The organism is Flavobacterium sp. SLB02, assembly GCF_009664855.1.
In the GTDB taxonomy this organism is placed as follows: Bacteria; Bacteroidota; Bacteroidia; order Flavobacteriales; family Flavobacteriaceae; genus Flavobacterium.
The window spans coordinates 5,051,926-5,070,976 of the sequence record NZ_CP045928.1 but is presented as its reverse complement, the minus strand read 5'-3'; the positions used below and the strand labels follow the sequence as shown (position 1 = coordinate 5,070,976).

Sequence of the window (19,051 nt, the reverse complement as noted above, 5' to 3'; positions counted from 1 at the left end):
TATAATTTCCTTTTATGGTACTATCAATCGAAGGATTGAATATTGATTCTATAAAATTAAGTTACGTTTTGTAAAATATGTGAATCCAAAATGTGAATTAGATGCTAAAATCGTGAAGATAAATTATTTATATTGCAGTAAAAATATCTTTTGTGAATATGAAAAAAATCATCAGGTTACTGGCGCTTGTTTTACTGATTGCAGTTTTTTATTTTGGATTTACCACTTATCCAAAGCTTGAATTGATCTCTGGCTTTTCGGCCAAAAGTATTGCCTCGGGACATTTCTTAGATCACAGATCGAAAGAATTGATTGAAAAAGGAGATAATGATATTCCGTTAATGGATTTGGCAACAAATACAATTGATGAAGCCGGGAAATTTGCAACATCTTCGGTCTATGGTTTAAAAGAAAGAAAAGCGATTTATCGTGAAGGTTTAGGTGCCACTTTAATAGATGATGATTATGATGTTTCGAAGCCATATTTACTTCCTAAACGAACTAAATTAGTCAATAATCTTGCTTTTCCTTATGGCAATAATGAACCAAAAGACACCGCGTTCTCGAACATAGATTATACCAAACTAAAAAAAGCCGTTGATGATTCTTTTGATAAAAATGGAGGAAAAGTAAAACGCACCCGAGCAGTTGTGGTTTTGTATAAAGATAAATTGATAGCCGAACAATACGATAAAGGCTTTAATAAAGAAAGCAAGATTTTAGGCTGGTCGATGACAAAAAGCATCACCAATTCTGCTTTTGCAGTTTTGGCAAAACAAGGAAAAATTGATATTTATAAACCGGCACCAATTGTTGAATGGCAAAATGACGAACGTAAAATCATTACTATAAACGATTTGCTTCATATGAATTCAGGTTTAGAATGGGAAGAGAATTACAGTAAAATTTGTGATGCTACAATAATGCTTTTTCAGTCTGGAGATATGGCAAAAGTACAGCGCGAGAAACCAGCTCAGTTTAAACCCAACACACATTGGAATTATTCGTCAGGAACAACCAATTTATTGTCCGGAATTTTAAAAAGTCAGTTTAAAACGCAGCAAGAATATCTTGATTTTTGGTACAGCGCTGTAATCGATAAAATCGGAATGAACTCGATGATTGTTGAGCAAGATATGTCCGGAACTTTCGTAGGTTCATCATATGCCTGGGCAACAGCTAGAGATTGGTCAAAATTTGGGTTATTATACCTGCATAAAGGAAACTGGAACGGAGAGCAAATTCTGGATGAAAGCTGGGTAAAATATTCTGCTACGCCAACCAATACATCTAACGGAGCTTATGGAGCGCAATTTTGGCTAAATGCCGGAGGAAAATTTCCGGATGCTCCTCGTGATATGTTTTATTGCAGCGGATATCAAGGCCAAATGGTGGCGATTATTCCGTCTTTGGATATGGTAATTGTGAGAATGGGACTGAAAGAAGACGATCAGGGATTTGATTTTAATGGTTTTTTGAAAGGGATAATTGATAGTGTGAAGAAATAATTTTATGAAATATAAGTTAAATAACGAAATTGGTTTTTTATACAATTTAGTCTTTAAAATAATTTTTATAGGTTCACTTGGTTTTTTGATATATAGTATCCTGATTCAGGAAATTTCTGCATTTTTTTTCTGTGTAATATTTTCTTTATTTACATTCTTTTTGATTCAAAGATTCAAGAAGTTTAAAACGATAGAATTTGATGAAAAAAATATTTATTTCGATGATATAAAGATCGATTTAAAAGACATAGAGAAGATTGGTATAGGGAAAATTATATTCAAAATAAATTTGGAAGAGGAACCAATAAACTTTTTTTATTCTCCCCTTTTTGATAATAATTTTAATTTACTAAAAACTTTTCATCAAAAACAAATTTAACCGCAATCCCGATAGTTATCGGGAGCATGGTATAAAAGCGTAAAGTTCGCAAAGTTTAAATCTAAACCTTGCGAACTTTGCGTAAATCTTAGCGAACCTTGCGGTTGAGCTTTCTACAAATCAAATCCTAAATTAACGCCTAATTTTGTAGCAATGATTTTAGTAATTCTTTGTTTTAATTCCGGTATTTTAATGCTTTCGATAACAGCATTCGAGAATGCGTACATCAATAAAGCTTTAGCTTCTTTTTTCGGGATTCCACGAGATTGCATGTAGAACATTGCCGTTTCGTCAAGTTGTCCTACGGTACAACCGTGAGAACATTTTACGTCATCAGCAAAAATCTCTAATTGTGGTTTTGCGTTGATGGTAGCTTTGTCACTCAATAAAATGTTGTTGCTTTTTTGGAAAGCATTTGTTTTTTGAGCTTCTTTTTCTACCAATACTTTTCCGTTGAAAACTCCTGTTGAACGATCAGCGAAAATTCCTTTATAATCCTGGAAACTTTCGCAATTTGGCGTTGCGTGGTTTACCAAAGTATAATGATCAACGTGTTGTTTCTCGCCAATAATAGTGATTCCGTTTAGCGTACTTGTCAATCTTTCACCAAAGTGATAAAAATTCAAATTGTTACGCGTTAGATTTCCTCCAAACGAAAAAGTATGTACATAAACATGGCTTTCCTGTTGTTGAGAAACGTAAGTATTGTCGATTAAATTCGCCTCGATATTATCGTTTTGAATTTTGTAGTGATCTACAATAGCACGTTTTTGAGCAAAAATCTCTGTAACTGAATTGGTTAAAACAGGATTTTCATTTAAACTTTGGTGACGCTCGATAATCTGAACATGAGAATTTTCTCCAACAATAATCAAATTTCTAGGCTGAACCAATAAAGCAGCTTCGTTTCCTGTAGAGAAATACATGATTTCGATAGGTTTGTCAGCGACTTTCTTTTGCGGAATATTGATAAAAGCTCCTTCACTTGCAAAAGCAGTGTTTAACGAAGTCAGACTTTCGTCTTTGCTGGCAATTTGGTTGAAGTATTTGTCAATAACCATTTTATATTTTGGTTTGGTCAATGCCGAAGACATCAAACAAACATCGATTCCGTCGTGTGTGGTAGAAGACAAATGCGAGCTGAAAACACCATCAATAAACACTAATTTATAAGTGTCGATTTCGTGTAAAAAGTATTTTTTTACATGATTAAATTCTATTGCATTTTCCTGCTTAGGAAAAACCGTAAAGTCATTTTTTAAGATGGCGTTTAGCGATGTATATTTCCAAGCTTCTTCTTTTTTGGTTGGGAAACCTTTATTTTCAAAGTTCTTTAAGGCGTTTGTGCGAATGTCATGTAAATCTGAATGTACATCGACACGCTCTTCAAAAGCCATAAAAGACGATACTAATTTTTCTTTTAAATCCATTTCTTTAGTTATAAGTTATGAGTTATAAGTTATGAGTTTGGTAAACTGTAAACTGTAACTGTAAACTAGTTTTCTGCTTTAATCCAGTCGTATCCTTTTTCTTCCAATTCGTAAGCCAATTCTTTTCCGCCTGACTTTACGATTCTTCCGTTGTATAAAACGTGAACGAAATCCGGAACGATATAATCTAACAAACGTTGGTAGTGCGTGATCACGATAATCGCGTTTTTCTCGCTTTTCAATTTGTTCACTCCATTAGCAACAATTCTTAAAGCATCGATGTCAAGACCAGAATCGGTTTCGTCAAGAATGGCTAATTTTGGTTCTAACATTGCCATTTGAAAAATTTCATTTCTTTTTTTCTCACCACCAGAAAAACCTTCGTTTAATGAACGGGATAAAAATTTACGGTCGATTTCTAATAATTCAGATTTCTCACGAATTACTTTTAGCATTTCGTTAGCAGGCATTTCTTCCTGACCGTTTGCTTTACGAGTTTCGTTGATTGCAGTTTTCATGAAGTTCGTAACACTTACTCCGGGAATTTCTACAGGATATTGAAAAGAAAGGAAAACTCCTTTGTGTGCTCTTTCTTCCGGAGCTAAATCAGCAAGATCTTCTCCGTCAAGGAAAACTTCTCCATCAGTAACTTCGTAGTTTTCGTTTCCGGCAATTACAGCCGAAAGTGTACTTTTTCCGGAACCGTTTGGTCCCATGATAGCGTGTACTTCGCCAGCTTTAACTTCTATATTAATTCCTTTAAGGATTTCTTTATCACCAATTGAGGCGTGAAGGTTTTTTATTGATAACATTGTTTTTTTTATTTTATATAAATGTCAATTCTATTTTTGTTGTCTGGTTTAGGATGTTGGCATTAAAATGCGCGTGTCCTAAATATTCCATGCCTAAATAATTGGCTGTTTTTTTGAACGGAATGTAAAAACTATCTTCGATTTCATTATCGTGTGAATTTGATATTACACCAATTTTCTTTCCTCTTAGTTTTCGTCCGGTTTCTTTTTCAATTCGGATTAAATCTGAAAAGCGATCAAAGAAAACCTTCATTATTCCACTCATATTGTACCAGTATATGGGCGTTGCAAAAATTAAAGTTTCGTATTTCTCCAGTATTCCTTTTATCAAAGGCAAAAAATCGTCTTCTATATTTTTACTTTCGTAATCATAATGAGAAATATTATAATCACTTAAATTAATTACGTCTATTCCGGTTTCTTTAGCAATTTCATCTACAATTTTGGTTGTGTTTCCGTTTTTTCTGGATGAACCTAAAATGATTACTTTCTTACCTTCCATTTCGCAATTAACCTACAGATCCTTCTAAGGAAATCTCTAATAATTTTTGAGCTTCAACAGCAAATTCCATTGGCAATTTGTTCAATACATCTTTACTGAAACCGTTTACAATTAAGGCAATCGCTTTTTCAGTTGGGATACCTCTTTGGTTGCAATAAAAAACCTGATCTTCTCCAATTTTACTTGTAGTAGCTTCGTGCTCTATTTTAGCCGATGGATTTTTACTTTCGATGTAAGGGAAGGTATGTGCCCCACAATTATTCCCCATTAAAAGAGAATCACATTGCGAAAAGTTTCTTGCATTTTCAGCTCTTGGGCTAATTTGCACTAATCCACGGTAACTGTTTTGTGATTTACCAGCCGAGATACCTTTAGAAATAATAGTCGATTTAGTGTTTTTACCTAAATGGATCATTTTAGTTCCAGTATCTGCTTGTTGGTAATTATTAGTAACGGCAATTGAGTAAAATTCTCCTACCGAATTGTCTCCTTTTAATACACAAGAAGGATATTTCCAGGTTACAGCAGAACCTGTTTCTACTTGTGTCCAGGAAATTTTAGCGTTTGTTTCGCATAAACCTCTTTTGGTTACGAAGTTATAAACTCCACCTTTTCCTTCTTTGTTTCCAGGGAACCAGTTTTGAACGGTAGAATATTTAATTTCAGCATCATCCAAAGCGATTAATTCAACTACAGCAGCGTGTAATTGGTTTTCGTCACGACTTGGAGCGGTACAACCTTCAAGGTATGATACGTAACTTCCTTCGTCAGCAATAACAAGAGTTCTTTCGAATTGTCCCGTTCCTGCCTGGTTGATTCTAAAATAAGTTGAAAGTTCCATTGGGCAACGAACTCCTTTTGGAATATAACAGAAACTTCCGTCAGAGAAAACTGCTGAGTTTAATGCTGCATAGAAGTTGTCTTTTTGAGGTACAACAGTTCCTAAATATTTACGAACTAATTCCGGATGCTCTTTTATAGCTTCAGAAATTGGACAGAAAATGATTCCTTTTTCTCCCAATGTTTTTTTGAAAGTAGTAGCCACAGAAACAGAATCGACAACAATATCCATAGCGACATTGTTCATCATTTTTTGTTCATCGACAGAGATACCTAACTTTTTGTACATTTCAAGAAGTTCCGGATCTACATCATCCAAAGTTTTGTTTGGATCTACTTGTTTTGGAGCTGAATAGTATGAGATTGCCTGAAAATCCGGTTTTTGATAATGAACATTTGCCCATTCCGGTTCGATCATTTCTTTCCATGCGCGAAAAGCCTCGATGCGCCATTCGGTCATCCATTCAGGCTCTTCTTTTTTAAGAGAAATAGCTCTTACGATATCTTCGTTTAAGCCAATAGGAAATGTCTCTGATTCTATATCAGTATAAAATCCGTATTCGTATTCTTTAGTTTCGAGTTCGATTTTTAAATCGTCTTCAGTGTATTTTGACATTTTTTAGTTTTTTAAAACGCTTAAAATTTAAGATCTTAAGCGTTTAAATTTTTGCTTTTTGACTTTAATTTATAGCGAAAATGATTCTCCGCAACCACAAGTTCTACTTGCATTTGGATTGTTAAACACAAAACCTTTTCCGTTTAATCCGCCTGAAAATTCAAGAATTGTTCCGGCTAAATACAGAAATGATTTTTTTTCAACTGCAATCGTTATGTCGTTGTCTACAAATATTTTATCGTCGTCGCCTTTGGCTTTGTCAAATTTTAAATCATAAGACAAACCAGAGCATCCGCCACTTTTCACGCCTACTCTTACGTAGTCATGTGCAGCATCAAAACCATCATCTTTCATTAAGTCGATGATTTTCTTTTTGGCTGTATCAGAAACTTTTATCATTGTTTATGGTATTTGTTTTTGCTTTCATTCGAATTTGCATTCAAAACAGTAATTAAATGATTACATTTTAAAGTGCTGTCTTTCAATGTTGAAATGAAATTATCTGCAAAGATACGACTTAAAAACCTTTTTCCATAACGGTTCACATTATTATAACAAATGTTAAAATAGATATTAGTTATATTACTAAATCAAATATCATTGTTTATGTGGTTTATTTGTTTTATTAGCATTTTTTATCGAAAATTTAAAAAGCTGTTTCTTTTGTAGGATTTACTTATCAATATTTACTATTAAGTGTTAAAAAAGCGTATTTATACGTATTGAGGGCGATTTTTTATTATTACTTTTGCAGAAAATTGGGAGTAATTATGAAGAAACAATACAAAAATAAGTGGGTTAAAGCACTTTTAGCAGTGTTTTTTGTTTTTGGAATAGGCGCTACAGTCTTTATTTTTAGTAAAGAATCAAATGAGACTGATAAGAAAATCAAAGAGATAACAAAAGATCAGAAATTTAGTGATTTAAGTCCTGAATCACTTTCGCAAAAAAATATTTTAGATTCTTTGACAACTTTAAAGTTAGCTTATGATATAGCTATTTTGGAGAAGACCTCTTTGTCTCAACAATTAGAACTTGAAAAAAGAAACATCGAAAACCTGATGGAAATTATCAAAGCTTCAGAAAATCCCTCTGCTGAACAAATTCAGGTTTATAGAAAACAACTCTCGGACATGAAGATTGCATTAGCATCTAAAGTTGTTGAAATTAAAAAATTAAAATCTCAGAATAAAAATTTACTTAGTGAAATAGAAAGTCAGAATGTTGTCATGTACAAACAAAAGACTGAAAATGATACTTTGGTTTCTAAACAAAAAAAATTAGAATCGACCTTAAAAGATGCTTCGAAACTGGTGACGAGTAATTTTGGTGTAATCGCGCTTAAGGAAAAAAAATCCGGACAAGAGCTGGAAACAGAGAAAGCAAAAAATACTAAAAAGCTGAAAGTGAGTTTTTCTGTCAACGGAAATGCGGTTGCAAAAACGGGAAAGAAAGTTTTTTATATTCAGGTTTTAGATCAGAAAAATAAGGTTCTGGGTGAAAACAAATTAATCGAATTTGGAAATGATAAAGCGTTAGTTTATAGTTTTATTGTGGCCGTTGATTTTCAGGGAAAGGCGGCAAATGTCTACGGGATTTTAAATGCCGACGAAAATGCATTTAAAAAAGGAACTTATTTTGTCAACTTCTTCGACAAACAAGAAATAATGGGAAGCACTTCGATTACTCTTGAATAATTTTCAGTCCACTGATTTTACTGGTTTAACTGATTTACACAGATTACTATTAATTTTGAGCGTTTTATGTTCGCTGTTTTTAAAATTAAAATACAGCGAAAATCGGTTCAATCCGTTTAATCTGTGGGCAATTTTACATTTACATGAAAAACATTCTTTGAGAATACTTAGCAAAAAGAGATTGTATTTCCTAGCTTTGTTTTCAATATTAGAAATGTACTATTATGAAACTTTACCCAATAGAATCAGGAAATTTTAAATTAGATGGTGGCGCTATGTTTGGTGTTGTGCCTAAAACAATCTGGAACAAAACCAATCCCGCAGACGATAATAATTTGATTGATATTGCCGCGCGTTGCATGTTAATTGAAGACGGAAATCGTCTGATTTTAATCGATACCGGAATGGGCGATAAACAATCTGAAAAGTTTTTTGGCTATTATTCGCTTTGGGGAACGCATTCTATTGATAAATCATTAGCAAAATATGGCTTTAGCCGGGACGATATAACTGATGTTTTTATGACGCATTTGCATTTTGATCATTGTGGAGGAAGTGTACAATGGAATTCAGATAAAACTTTTTATGAGCCGGCTTTTAAAAATGCCAAGTTTTGGACAAATGAAAATCATTGGGAATGGGCAACAAAACCTAATGCTCGTGAAAAAGCTTCTTTTTTATCAGAGAACATTTTACCCATGCAGGAAAGCGGACAATTGAATTTTATAAAGCGTCCTGAAGCTAATTTTGGATTTTCTGAAGAAATGAATTTTGGAATTTATTATGTTGACGGTCATACCGAAAAACAAATGATTCCGCATATTCAATATCAAGATAAAACCATTGTTTTTTGTGCCGATCTATTGGCGACAGCCGGACATATTCCGCTACCGTATGTTATGGGTTACGATACAAGACCTTTATTGACAATGCCGGAAAAATCTAATTTTTTGAACGCAGCGGCAGATAATAACTATTATTTGTTTTTAGAGCACGATGCACACAATCAGATTATAACGGTAGAACAAACAGAAAAAGGTGTTCGATTGAAAGACGTTTTTACTTGTGAAGATATTCTTTAGAAGATGATTTAAAACATAAAAAAATCCCGTTTTCAAATATTTGTGAAAACAGGATTTTTTAGTTGTACTAAATTATATTATTCAACGATGATTTTCTTCGCTGAAGCGGCATCGCCATTTATTAAATAAACATAATAAAAGCCTTTTGGTAGACCAGATAGGCTAATTGCGTTATTGCTTTCGCCATTGCTAAAAGTAAATGATTTTACTAACTGGCCTAATGAATTATAAACGTTTGCTTTTTCTAAAACAATGTTGTTAATATGAACCTGGTCTTTAGTCGGATTTGGATAAACTACGGCTTTTTCAAAAACTGAATCTTCAACACCTAAAGTGGCACAATTTGAAGAATAAACGGTTTTAGCGTCTTTTCTATCCGACCAATTTGCATTTGAATAATTTTCATCATCTACGTTAATACAAGTTAGAGTATTGTTTGCGAAATTAGAATAAGTCATATCAAAATTTTTGTTATTCCCATTTTTCAAATTCAAATACCGCAAATTATTATATTGACAATCAAATTTGTTTAACATAACATTTTTAGTTACATCTAAATAATCTAGTTTATTATCATTACAAATAAAAGTCGCTAAGGCCACGTTATTAGTCACTTCTAAACGTTCTAGTTTATTATTATTGCAAATAAAAGTCACCAAGGCCGAGTTTTTATTCGCATTTAAAGTTCTCAGTAGATTGTTACTACAGTCAAAAGTGGTTAAAGCTATATTTCTAGTTATGTCTAAAGTCGTCAATTTATTATAAGAACAATTTAAATTTGTTAAGGCAGTATTAAGAGCCACATATAGATCTTGAAAATCGTTGAAAATAGAATTATTACTTACATTTAAATAAGTTAGGGCTGTATTGTAAGATACATTGAGTCCTTTTAATCGATTTGTGTTGCAATCTAAATAAGTCAAGAATGTATTTTTGTAAAGACTCAAACCTTCCAGATCATTTTTGGGACAAAACAAAGTAGTTAAAACAGTATTTTGCGTTAAATTGAGATTGGAGATTTTATTTGAACCGCAATCTAAGTACGTTAAAGATGTAAAATCTTCAATTCCTGTTAAATTTGTAATATTGCTAGAAGACACATCTAATGATTTTAGTGAAGATATATTAGTTGTAATTACTTTTCCATTTTTACCATCAGTATCAACTCCTATGTCTATCAATTTTTGCTCAAAAGCGGGATCAGGGATAAGAGTATAAGGAGTATTTTCACCACTGCAGTTTGAGTTGTAAAAAGCTTTTGGATCTTTACTAGGACCCCAACTCGAAGTGCTAAAAGCGTCAACATTGATGCATGTCAAGTTTGGATTGTCGATAAAATTACGTTTACTCAATCTAAGGTTATTGCCATTTTTTACATTCAGGTTAAACAGATTGTTAGAGTTGCAATAAAAAGTAGTTAGAGAACCATTATTTGAAACATCAAGATTCGTTAACTTATTAGTGGAGCAATCAAAGTAAGTCAATTTAGTATTCTTCGAAACATCTATCTGTGCCAATCGATTATTAGAACAATCAAGATAATTAAAATCAGGATTATGAGGAATTTCTAAACTAGTCAAAGCATTATAACTACAGGTTAGTTGAGTCAGCTTTAAATTATTTTTTAGGTTTAAATCTCTTATTTTTAGACTATGGCAACTTAGGATTTTTAAATTAATATTGTTAGAAACATCAAGAAAATCTATTGTATAATTATATGAACAATTTAATGTCGTTAAAGCAATATTTTTTGAAATATCTATTGAAGACAACTTATTTTTACTGCAATCTAGGGAAGTTAATTCAGTAAAATCCTCAATTCCTGTAAGATCTGTGATGTTTTTAGAAGATACATCAAGAGTTTTCAGGGAAGAAATGTTTGCTGTTAGTACTTTTCCAGAAAAATTACCTGAATCTAGTCCGAGATTTATTAGTTCTAGATGAAATCTTGGATCAGGAATAGCGGTGTACCGCCCATCACAAGCTAAGGCATAAGTAGCCCCAGATTCTTTGTTTCCCGTCCAATTTTTATTTGAATAGACTATGTCATCTACAGTGATACATTTCAAATCTTTATTTCCAGAAAAACTCAAATGATAAATAGAATTCCAGTAAAAAGCTTTATTATTTCCATTTTTTACATTTACACTTGTTAGGGAGTTGTCTGTACAATATAAAGATGTCAAAGCTATGTTTTTTGAAGCATCCAGACTTGTTAGTAAATTCGCTGAACAATCTAAAGTGACTAAAGCAATGAGTTTTGAAATATCCAGACTTGTTAGTGAGTTCTTGTCGCAAAGTAGCGTGATTAAGGCAGTATTTTTTAAAACATCCAGACTTATTAATTTATTAGATGTACATTGTAAGTTGGTCAAGGCTAATTTTTCAGAAACGTCAAGATTTGTTAGTTTATTATTATTGCAAATAATAGTAGTTAAAGAGGAGTTTTTAGAAATATTTAAGTTTGTTAGCAAGTTGTTTTGGCAATTTAAAGTAGCTAAAGCAGTATTTTTAGTCAGATCTAAAGTTGTCAATTGTTGGCCTTGACAATTTAGTAATGTTAATGCTGTGAAATCTTGGATTCCCGTCAAATCTTTAACTAAACCAACCGCATTACTATTAGAAGTAATGTTTAAAGAAGTTAATGTAGAAATATTAGCTGTTAGCACTTTTCCATCTGTTGGGCCAGAGTCGTGACCAAGAGCAATCAAGTTTTTTTCAAAACTCAAATCTGGAATAAGGGTATATTGCTCGGTTCCTTTAACATAGATCTGTACATGATCTACAATGGCATTAAACCCGATATTATCAAGAGTATTTAAAGAAATACTTAAATTATAAGATAGATTTTGATCTGGTGTGAAAGTAGTTTCAACTGCTGTCCAGTTGTTATTTGTGGCAAAATAACTAGTGGAAAGGGTTGTCGAACTTCCGTTTTTACTAATGTTTAATACAATTGGATGAGAGCCGTTATAATTGCTGCTCAAATATTTGTATTTAAATTTAACTACATAGGTAACCCCAGCAGTTAAAGAAACTTGTGTTGTAATTTTCGGAATCAAGGCACTATTTGTAAAAGATAGTCTTGCGCTGTTGAATCCTTCCCAATAATCTGCAGTATTTTGGGCGATATTGTTTTGAGTTGTCCAATCGGACAATACGGTTGCGCTTGCCCATTTTTCGAATCCGCCATTTGGGACTAAATTCGTTTGGGCATAAAAAGTGAAATTTGCCAGTAATAGCAATAAAAGTAGTTTTGTTTTCATAGATTAAATTTATGATTAGTTATACAAGTATACATTATGAATCATTTTCTTACTTAAGATATTGTTTTTTCTTGCTGAATTTTATATGTTTAAATATGGCTGAGTTCAACTAAAAAAATCCCATTTTCAAACAAATGAATAATGGGATTTTTTAGTTTCTACAACTTATTTATTCAATGATAATTTTCTTAACCGAAGCCGAATCCTGATTGATTAAATAGACATAATAAACTCCTTTTGGTAAACCGGATAAATTAATTGTATTCGCGGTATTGCTTGAATTTAATGTAAAAGATTTTATCAATTGACCTAGCGAATTGTAAACGGTTGCTTTTTCTAAAGCAATATTATTTATGTTTAATTCTCCTTTAGTTGGGTTTGGATAGATTACAACTTTGTCGAAAGTATTGTCTTCAAGACCTAATGATTTACAAGTGTTTGAATAAGTTGTGGTTGTTTCCTTAATTTTAGACCAGTTGGTGTTTGAATAATCTGCATCGTCAACTTGAATACATCTAAGAGTTGTAAGCCCTAAAAAGCTTGTATATATACCGGAAGCTGATTTTTTACCAGTATTTGACGGCAGAATAAAATTGTGATTGTTTCCATTTCTTATATTTAATGTAACTAATGGATTATTGATTACATATACTATTGTCAGCTTAGTGTTTCTGGATAAGTCTAATGTGGTAAGCTGATTTGAAGAAGCGTTTAGTGTCTCTAATTCAATATTCTTACTTACATCTAAAGTTGTCAGCTGATTGCTGCTGACATCCAAAATAGTTAATGAGGTAAAATATTCTATTCCGGTTAGATCTTTTATATTACTGTTTGAAAGATTTAAAGAAGTAATAGAACTTGCGTCTGTAATTGTGATTTTTCCATTTAGGCCATCAGTATCAATTCCTAAATCGATTAGTTTTTGTTCAAAATTATCGTCTGGAATAATAGCATAGAATGGTGGACAGTCATTGTTATACTGAGCGTTTTCATCTTTTATAGTTACCCAATTTGCATTAGAATATTCTGCGTTATCAACCTGAATACAGGTTAAATCAGGATTGTCTGAAAAATCGGATATTTTGCTGTAGAAATTTTTATTATTTCCATTTTTTAAATTAAGAGTTCTAAGTTTGTTTTTATTGCAATATAAAGTATCGAGGTGAATGTTTTTAGATAAATCTAAAGAAGTCAATTGATTGTTTGAAACTCTTAAGCCTTTTAAAGAAACAAAGCCGCTTATCCCTGTTAGGTTTTTAATTGAACTAGAATTAAGATTCACATATTTTAAACTTGATATACTTTTATTTAGCACCTTTCCGTTTTTGCCATCAATGTCGACTCCTATATTAATTAATCTTTGTTCAAAATTAGGGTCAGGTATTAATGTATACTCTTCTGAACAATTAATACTGAAATCTGCATTCGCATCTTTTTTAGCTGCCCAATTTGTGTTGGCAAATGTAACATCATCAACCTGAATGCAAGTTAAATTTGGATTGTTTATAAGATTTAGATATGCAAATTTATCATTGCTTCCATTCTTCAAATTTAGACTTGTTAATTGATTAGAATTAGCATATAAACCGACTAAGGCAGTATTTAGGTTAACATCCAAAGTGGTTAGTTGATTTTTTGAGCAATTTAAAAATTCTAAAACTTTATTTTTGCTTATATCCAAATCTTTTAATTGATTAGACTGACAATATAGCTCTGTTAATGTAGTGATTTTAGAAACATCCAAGGTGGTTATTTTATTTTCACGGCAATCCAGAAGATTTAAAGCGGTATTTTTACTTAGATCTAAAGTGGTTAATTGGCTGGTATTACATCCCAAAAATGTTAAAGCAGTATTATTACTTACATCCAATGAAGTATATTGGTTTGAACCAGAATCTAATTTTGTTAAAGCAGTATTTTTTTTAACATCCAAAGAGTTTAATTTATTTGAGTAGCAAACTAACTCAGTTAAGACAAGATTATTACTTACATCTAAATTTGCAATCTGGTTGTTATTACAATCTAAAACAGTCAAAGCGGTATTCTTACTTACGTTTAATGCTTTCAGACTATTTTGACTGCAATTCAAATTAGTTAATGATACGAAGTCTTGTATTCCTGTTAAATCTGAAATATTACTTTTACTAACATTTAAGGAAGTTAAGGTGTTAATATTAGATGTCAGGATTTTTCCATCAACTGGAAAACTATCTAATTTCAAATTGATCAATTTTTGTTCAAAACTCGGATCTGGAATTAAAGTATAAGCAGGCTGCTCACCTGGAGTATACATAGCTGAAATTTCTTCCGGAGTCAAAACACGATTCCAGATGCCAATATCATCGATTTCTCCTTTAAAATACTCATTAGTTGTATCTCCTGAAATTCGTTTTCCTATTCTAAAAAGATTGTTCGTAGTATTTAAGGCAGCATTTTTTTCTGAAACAAATACACCATTTACATATAATGATACTTTGGTTCCGTTATAGGTAAGTGTAAAAAAATACCAGTCATTACTTAAGTAATTAAAGTTGTTTACATAAAAATCATCGCCTATGGCATTTGGCCCGGTTGAAGTTTCAAGATAACCTTTCGAATAAATAGTAAGTCCAAATCTTTGTAATCTTGATAACGCGCCATAATTAAAAATACATACATCTCCATTTTCACCTGGATTTGGAGTATTTGTTTTAAACCAGCCAGAAATTGTTCTTGTAGCATTGCCTTGAGGTATATTGGCAATAGTAGCATCAATATAACTGCCGGCTCCCTCAAAACTATAGGCGCTATTGCTGTTACCAAATCTATCAGTTGTTAAAACAGCACCAGTAACAGATCCATTTGATTTATTTCCACTAACATCATTTGCGTTACCACTAAAAGGATAATAAGCGATCAAACCATTTGTAGGTATTTTATCATCAATCTGAATTGGCTTAATGGTTATAGTTATTGCTAATCTTGAAGAGCTTTCACATCCGTTGATTGTTTGCGATGCATAATATGTACCTGTTTGTAAAACAGTTGATAAACTTAACACATTAGACGATACAGGATCGGCATACCACTTAATGTTTGTACCGCTGGCTGTTAAATCGGCAACGGTTGCGGCTTTATCAAATGTTTGTGAATTTGCAGTTGGCGGTTGAGTAGTGTTTGAATTAATTATTACATAATCTGACTTTGTGATACATCCATTGGCGTCTTTTACCATTACAGAATAATTTCCTGCAGATAAATTATTAAAGATATTTGAATCTTGAAAACTTTCAAGCTCTGAAATAGAATATTGATAAGGTTTTGTTCCTCCATTTGCGATAATGGAGATACTTCCGTTATTATCATTACAGGTATCAATACTTGTTGTAACAAAAGAGATAAGATTGGGCTCAGTAATTGTAAAAGCACTAATAGTTGTTAATGAAGACGCATCTGTTGCTTTACATGTATATGTGCCAGGTGCTAGATCTTTCACGGAAGAACTTGTTCCTCCGGTAGACCATAAATAAGTGTAAGGAGCGGTTCCTCCTCCTGCACTAGCAGTTGCAGAACCATTATGCATGCCTAAACAAGTTACATTTACCGTATTTATATTAAGACTCAACATATCAGAGCAAGGAACAACTACAGGTACATTTTTATTAACAGTTGTACCATCACCTAATTGTCCATCTGCGTTATCTCCAAAAGTCCACATAATACCATCAGTACTTACTGCAGTTGTGTAGTACCAGCCTGCAGTTACCGCCTGCCAGCTTTTTCCAGTCCCTATTTGTACTGGTGTAAGGCTGTTTGAATATTTGCCATTTCCTAATTCGTTGTGTGAATTATATCCCCAGGTCCATAAAGAGCCATCAGTTTTTATTGCAATTGAATGATCTCCCGCCGCACCTAAAGTTTTCCAGTCTGTGGATGTTCCTATTTTTATCGGAATATAGCTATCCATAGTTGTGCCGTTTCCTAACTCACCATATGTATTTTGTCCCCAAGCCCATAAAGATCCATCTGTTTTTATAGCTAGAGTATGACTCCCTCCTCCACAGATCGTCTTCCAGTCAGTATCTGTTCCGATTTTTTTTGGTGAATAGCCATTTTTAGTAGTACCATCACCTAATTTTCCATCATCATTACTTCCCCAGGTCCATAAAGTTCCATCTGTTTTTAAGGCAATTGTGTGACGATAACCTACCGTTATCGTTTTCCAATCTTTATCTGTTCCAACCTGTTTAGGGATGCCGGGTCCTGAACTTGTACCATTGCCTAATTGTCCAAAATAATTATCTCCCCAGGCCCATAAAGTTCCATCTTTTTTGATTGCAACTGTATATTGATTTCCTGCTGCAATTGTTTGCCAATCAGTAGCAGGCCCTATTTGTTTAGGAATATTTTTATTTATGGTGGTACCGTCTCCTAATTGCCCATTTTTATTGCTACCCCAAGCCCACAAAGAGCCGTCTTTTTTTAGGGCGACCGCATGATCAGTTCCGGTAACTACTGTTTTCCAATCAGTATCTGTTCCTATTTTTTTTGGCGAAGAATTGTTTAGTAAAGTGCCATCTCCTGATTGACCTTCTTTGTTGCTGCCCCAGCTCCATAGACTATTATCGTTTTGCATAGCTACATTGAAATTGTATCCAGAAGTTACTTCTTTCCAGCATTGCGCATTTGTTGATAAGTAAGAAAATAACAACAGTAAAAGTAGTTTTGTTTTCATAGAATTGGTTTAGAATTTGCCCACACAAGTATAACTTATTTATATTGTTTTTCCTTACGGGATAACGTAATGAGTAATTTATTTTCAATCATTAAAATTATAAGATTTTATTTATTTTAATATTATTATTTGTAAATATTATTTTATATATTGGCAAATAAGCCGATACCGAAAAGCTAAAGAGTAGATAAATATAAATTTTATAGTTTATGAATTTGGATGATTTTATTGAAAATGCAAATGAATTAGGATTAGTAACTCTTGAATCTCTGATCAGTTAAAAGAAATTAATGAAGGAATTGGAGGGCCGGCAGGTAATAATTTTGGATGGAAAGTAAAAGCATATCACATGTATCTTCTTTATGAAGAAGGTTGTTATTCATGTTAATGATTTCTTTTAATTTTTAAATCCGCTTTAAAAAGGCGGATTCTTTTTTGGAACATAGATTTTTATAATTGAAAATCATAACACAGTGTTAATCGTTAGTTTTATGTAACAAAAAATCATAATTTAGGCCCATATTTTAACTTTTACTAAAAATAGATACATGAGTCCTATAAAAATAAATACTTTATCAACTTTTGCATTACTTGTACTTGCAGGTTGCAGTGCTACTTTGCAAGCACAGACTTCTTCTACTAAAGAAATCATTACTGCTCCTTTGGCAGTGGTTAAAAAAGCACCGCTTAGCGAAAACGAACTAAAAAGATGGAGTCATCTTGATTTAATCAAAGATTCGATTCCGGGAATGAGTGTTGACAGAGCTTACGCCGAATTATTACAAGGAAAAAAAGGAGTAAAAGTAATTGTAGGGATTGTAGATTCTGGTGTAGATATCGAGCATCCTGATTTACAAGGAATGATCTGGACCAACCCTAAAGAGATTCCGGGGAATGGAATTGATGATGACAAAAACGGATTTATTGATGATGTTCATGGATGGAATTTTCTTGGAGATGCTGTTCACGAAAATCTTGAGATGACCCGTATTGTCAAAAAAGTAGATGATGGATCAGCGCAATACAAAGCAGCTTTAGCACAATACGAAGAAAAGTCTAAAAAAGTTTTAGAAGACAAACAACAAGTAGACTTCTTGATAGATGTGCATAATACTATAAAAAAAGAGTTAAATAAAACGACTTATAAACTAGAAGATCTAAGCAAAGTTACTTCGACTGATCCAAAAGTAGCTAGAAGTAAAATGGTAATGACTCAAATTTTGACTAATGCAGGACCAACTTTTGACCCTGAAGCAGAATTAGAAGATTATAGAGAATCAGTTTACGATCAGTTTAATTATAATTTGAACAAAGAATACGACGGAAGAAAAATCGTAGGTGATAATCCGGAAGATATCAAAGACAACCATTACGGAAATAATGTAGTTTTTGGACCAGATAAAGAAAAAGCATTGCACGGAACTCACGTTGCCGGAATCATTGCACAAGTTCGTGGTAATGATTTAGGAGGAGACGGGGTTGCAAACAATGTCGAAATATTAACCGTAAGGGCAGTTCCTGACGGAGATGAGTATGATAAAGATATCGCTTTGGCGATTCGTTATGCAGTTGATAACGGAGCAAAAGTAATCAACGGAAGTTTCGGGAAAAGTTTTTCTCCGCACAAAAAATGGGTTTACGATGCCATAAAATATGCTGCTAAAAAAGATGTTTTAATTGTACACGCGGCAGGAAATGACGGATACAATATCGATAAAACAGAAAACATTAATTACCCAAATGATTCTGAAGATAACGTAAAAGAATTTGCTAATAACGTGATTACAATTGGCGCAATCAACAAAGCATATGGAGAAACTGTTGTAGCTCCGTTTTCGAACTTCGGAAAAATAAATGTTGACGTTTTTGCTCCGGGTGAAGAGATTTACGCAACTGTTCCAAATAATAAATACAAGTATTTGCAAGGAACTTCAATGGCGTCTCCAAATGCGGCAGGAGTTGCAGCACTAATTCGTTCTTATTATCCAAAACTAAAAGCAGTTCAGGTAAAACAAATTTTAATGGATTCAGGAGTAGCACTTCCATCAATGATAATTTTAGGAGAAAATCCAAATCCGGACGAAAAACCGGTAGCAGTTTCTTCTGTAGAATCATCAAAAACTGCGAAAATGGTGAATGCTTATAATGCTTTATTGATGGCAGAAAAAATGTCAAAAAAATAAAAATAACACAAAATAGTAACCT

General features: G+C 32.8%; 11 protein-coding genes. 4 read left to right on the top strand and 7 right to left on the bottom strand.

Annotated features, from left to right (window positions below; genetic code table 11):
• Positions 1–158: 158 nt before the first annotated feature.
• Positions 159–1,508, top strand: a complete 1,350-nt coding sequence (locus GIY83_RS18980) for a serine hydrolase (protein WP_208682882.1) — start codon at positions 159–161, stop codon at positions 1,506–1,508.
• A gap of 492 nt (positions 1,509–2,000) precedes the next feature.
• Here GIY83_RS18980 and sufD read toward each other — a convergent pair whose 3' ends face one another.
• From sufD to GIY83_RS18955, 5 genes are all read right to left on the bottom strand, one after another.
• The gene (gene sufD, locus GIY83_RS18975) at positions 2,001–3,317 is read right to left on the bottom strand and encodes a Fe-S cluster assembly protein SufD (RefSeq protein ID WP_194615148.1); all 1,317 of its coding nucleotides are present in this window, start codon (positions 3,315–3,317) and stop codon (positions 2,001–2,003) included.
• A 65-nt stretch (positions 3,318–3,382) separates the two neighbouring features.
• On the bottom strand, positions 3,383–4,129 hold the full coding sequence (sufC, locus tag GIY83_RS18970; protein WP_017494567.1) for a Fe-S cluster assembly ATPase SufC: 747 nt from the start codon (positions 4,127–4,129) through the stop codon (positions 3,383–3,385).
• A 13-nt stretch (positions 4,130–4,142) separates the two neighbouring features.
• Complete coding sequence (locus GIY83_RS18965) at positions 4,143–4,631, bottom strand: flavodoxin family protein (RefSeq protein ID WP_194615149.1); 489 nt, start codon at positions 4,629–4,631, stop codon at positions 4,143–4,145.
• Positions 4,632–4,638: 7 nt separating this feature from the next.
• Positions 4,639–6,087, bottom strand: a complete 1,449-nt coding sequence (sufB, locus tag GIY83_RS18960; RefSeq protein ID WP_194615150.1) for a Fe-S cluster assembly protein SufB — start codon at positions 6,085–6,087, stop codon at positions 4,639–4,641.
• A 69-nt stretch (positions 6,088–6,156) separates the two neighbouring features.
• On the bottom strand, positions 6,157–6,486 hold the full coding sequence (locus GIY83_RS18955; RefSeq protein ID WP_065451634.1) for an iron-sulfur cluster assembly accessory protein: 330 nt from the start codon (positions 6,484–6,486) through the stop codon (positions 6,157–6,159).
• Between the two features lie 371 nt (positions 6,487–6,857).
• Here GIY83_RS18955 and GIY83_RS18950 point away from each other — a divergent pair, with 371 nt between their 5' ends.
• Entirely contained in the window at positions 6,858–7,784 is a 927-nt protein-coding gene (locus GIY83_RS18950; RefSeq protein WP_194615151.1) for a hypothetical protein, read from the top strand.
• A 224-nt stretch (positions 7,785–8,008) separates the two neighbouring features.
• Positions 8,009–8,866: an MBL fold metallo-hydrolase gene (locus GIY83_RS18945; protein WP_208682880.1), complete on the top strand. Its 858-nt coding sequence runs from the start codon at positions 8,009–8,011 to the stop codon at positions 8,864–8,866.
• Between the two features lie 77 nt (positions 8,867–8,943).
• Here GIY83_RS18945 and GIY83_RS18940 read toward each other — a convergent pair whose 3' ends face one another.
• Positions 8,944–12,024: a T9SS type A sorting domain-containing protein gene (locus tag GIY83_RS18940; RefSeq protein WP_208682878.1), complete on the bottom strand. Its 3,081-nt coding sequence runs from the start codon at positions 12,022–12,024 to the stop codon at positions 8,944–8,946.
• 277 nt (positions 12,025–12,301) lie between these two features.
• Positions 12,302–16,846, bottom strand: coding sequence for a LamG-like jellyroll fold domain-containing protein (locus tag GIY83_RS18935; RefSeq protein ID WP_208682869.1), 4,545 nt, complete (start codon positions 16,844–16,846; stop codon positions 12,302–12,304).
• A 548-nt stretch (positions 16,847–17,394) separates the two neighbouring features.
• On the opposite strand from GIY83_RS18935, the gene GIY83_RS18930 reads away from it, so the two are divergent.
• Positions 17,395–19,029 (top strand): S8 family peptidase, encoded by a 1,635-nt coding sequence (locus GIY83_RS18930; protein WP_194615155.1) that lies wholly within the window; start codon positions 17,395–17,397, stop codon positions 19,027–19,029.
• Positions 19,030–19,051 lie beyond the last annotated feature (22 nt).

Bases quoted from the DNA above. Each gene is read 5' to 3' on its own strand.
- GIY83_RS18980 (WP_208682882.1), top strand. From the start codon at position 159: ATGAAAAAAATCATCAGGTTACTGGCGCTTGTTTTACTGATTGCAGTT.
- sufD (WP_194615148.1), bottom strand. From the start codon at position 3,317: ATGGATTTAAAAGAAAAATTAGTATCGTCTTTTATGGCTTTTGAAGAG.
- sufC (WP_017494567.1), bottom strand. From the start codon at position 4,129: ATGTTATCAATAAAAAACCTTCACGCCTCAATTGGTGATAAAGAAATC.
- GIY83_RS18965 (WP_194615149.1), bottom strand. From the start codon at position 4,631: ATGGAAGGTAAGAAAGTAATCATTTTAGGTTCATCCAGAAAAAACGGA.
- sufB (WP_194615150.1), bottom strand. From the start codon at position 6,087: ATGTCAAAATACACTGAAGACGATTTAAAAATCGAACTCGAAACTAAA.
- GIY83_RS18955 (WP_065451634.1), bottom strand. From the start codon at position 6,486: ATGATAAAAGTTTCTGATACAGCCAAAAAGAAAATCATCGACTTAATG.
- GIY83_RS18950 (WP_194615151.1), top strand. From the start codon at position 6,858: ATGAAGAAACAATACAAAAATAAGTGGGTTAAAGCACTTTTAGCAGTG.
- GIY83_RS18945 (WP_208682880.1), top strand. From the start codon at position 8,009: ATGAAACTTTACCCAATAGAATCAGGAAATTTTAAATTAGATGGTGGC.
- GIY83_RS18935 (WP_208682869.1), bottom strand. From the start codon at position 16,846: ATGAAAACAAAACTACTTTTACTGTTGTTATTTTCTTACTTATCAACA.
- GIY83_RS18930 (WP_194615155.1), top strand. From the start codon at position 17,395: ATGAGTCCTATAAAAATAAATACTTTATCAACTTTTGCATTACTTGTA.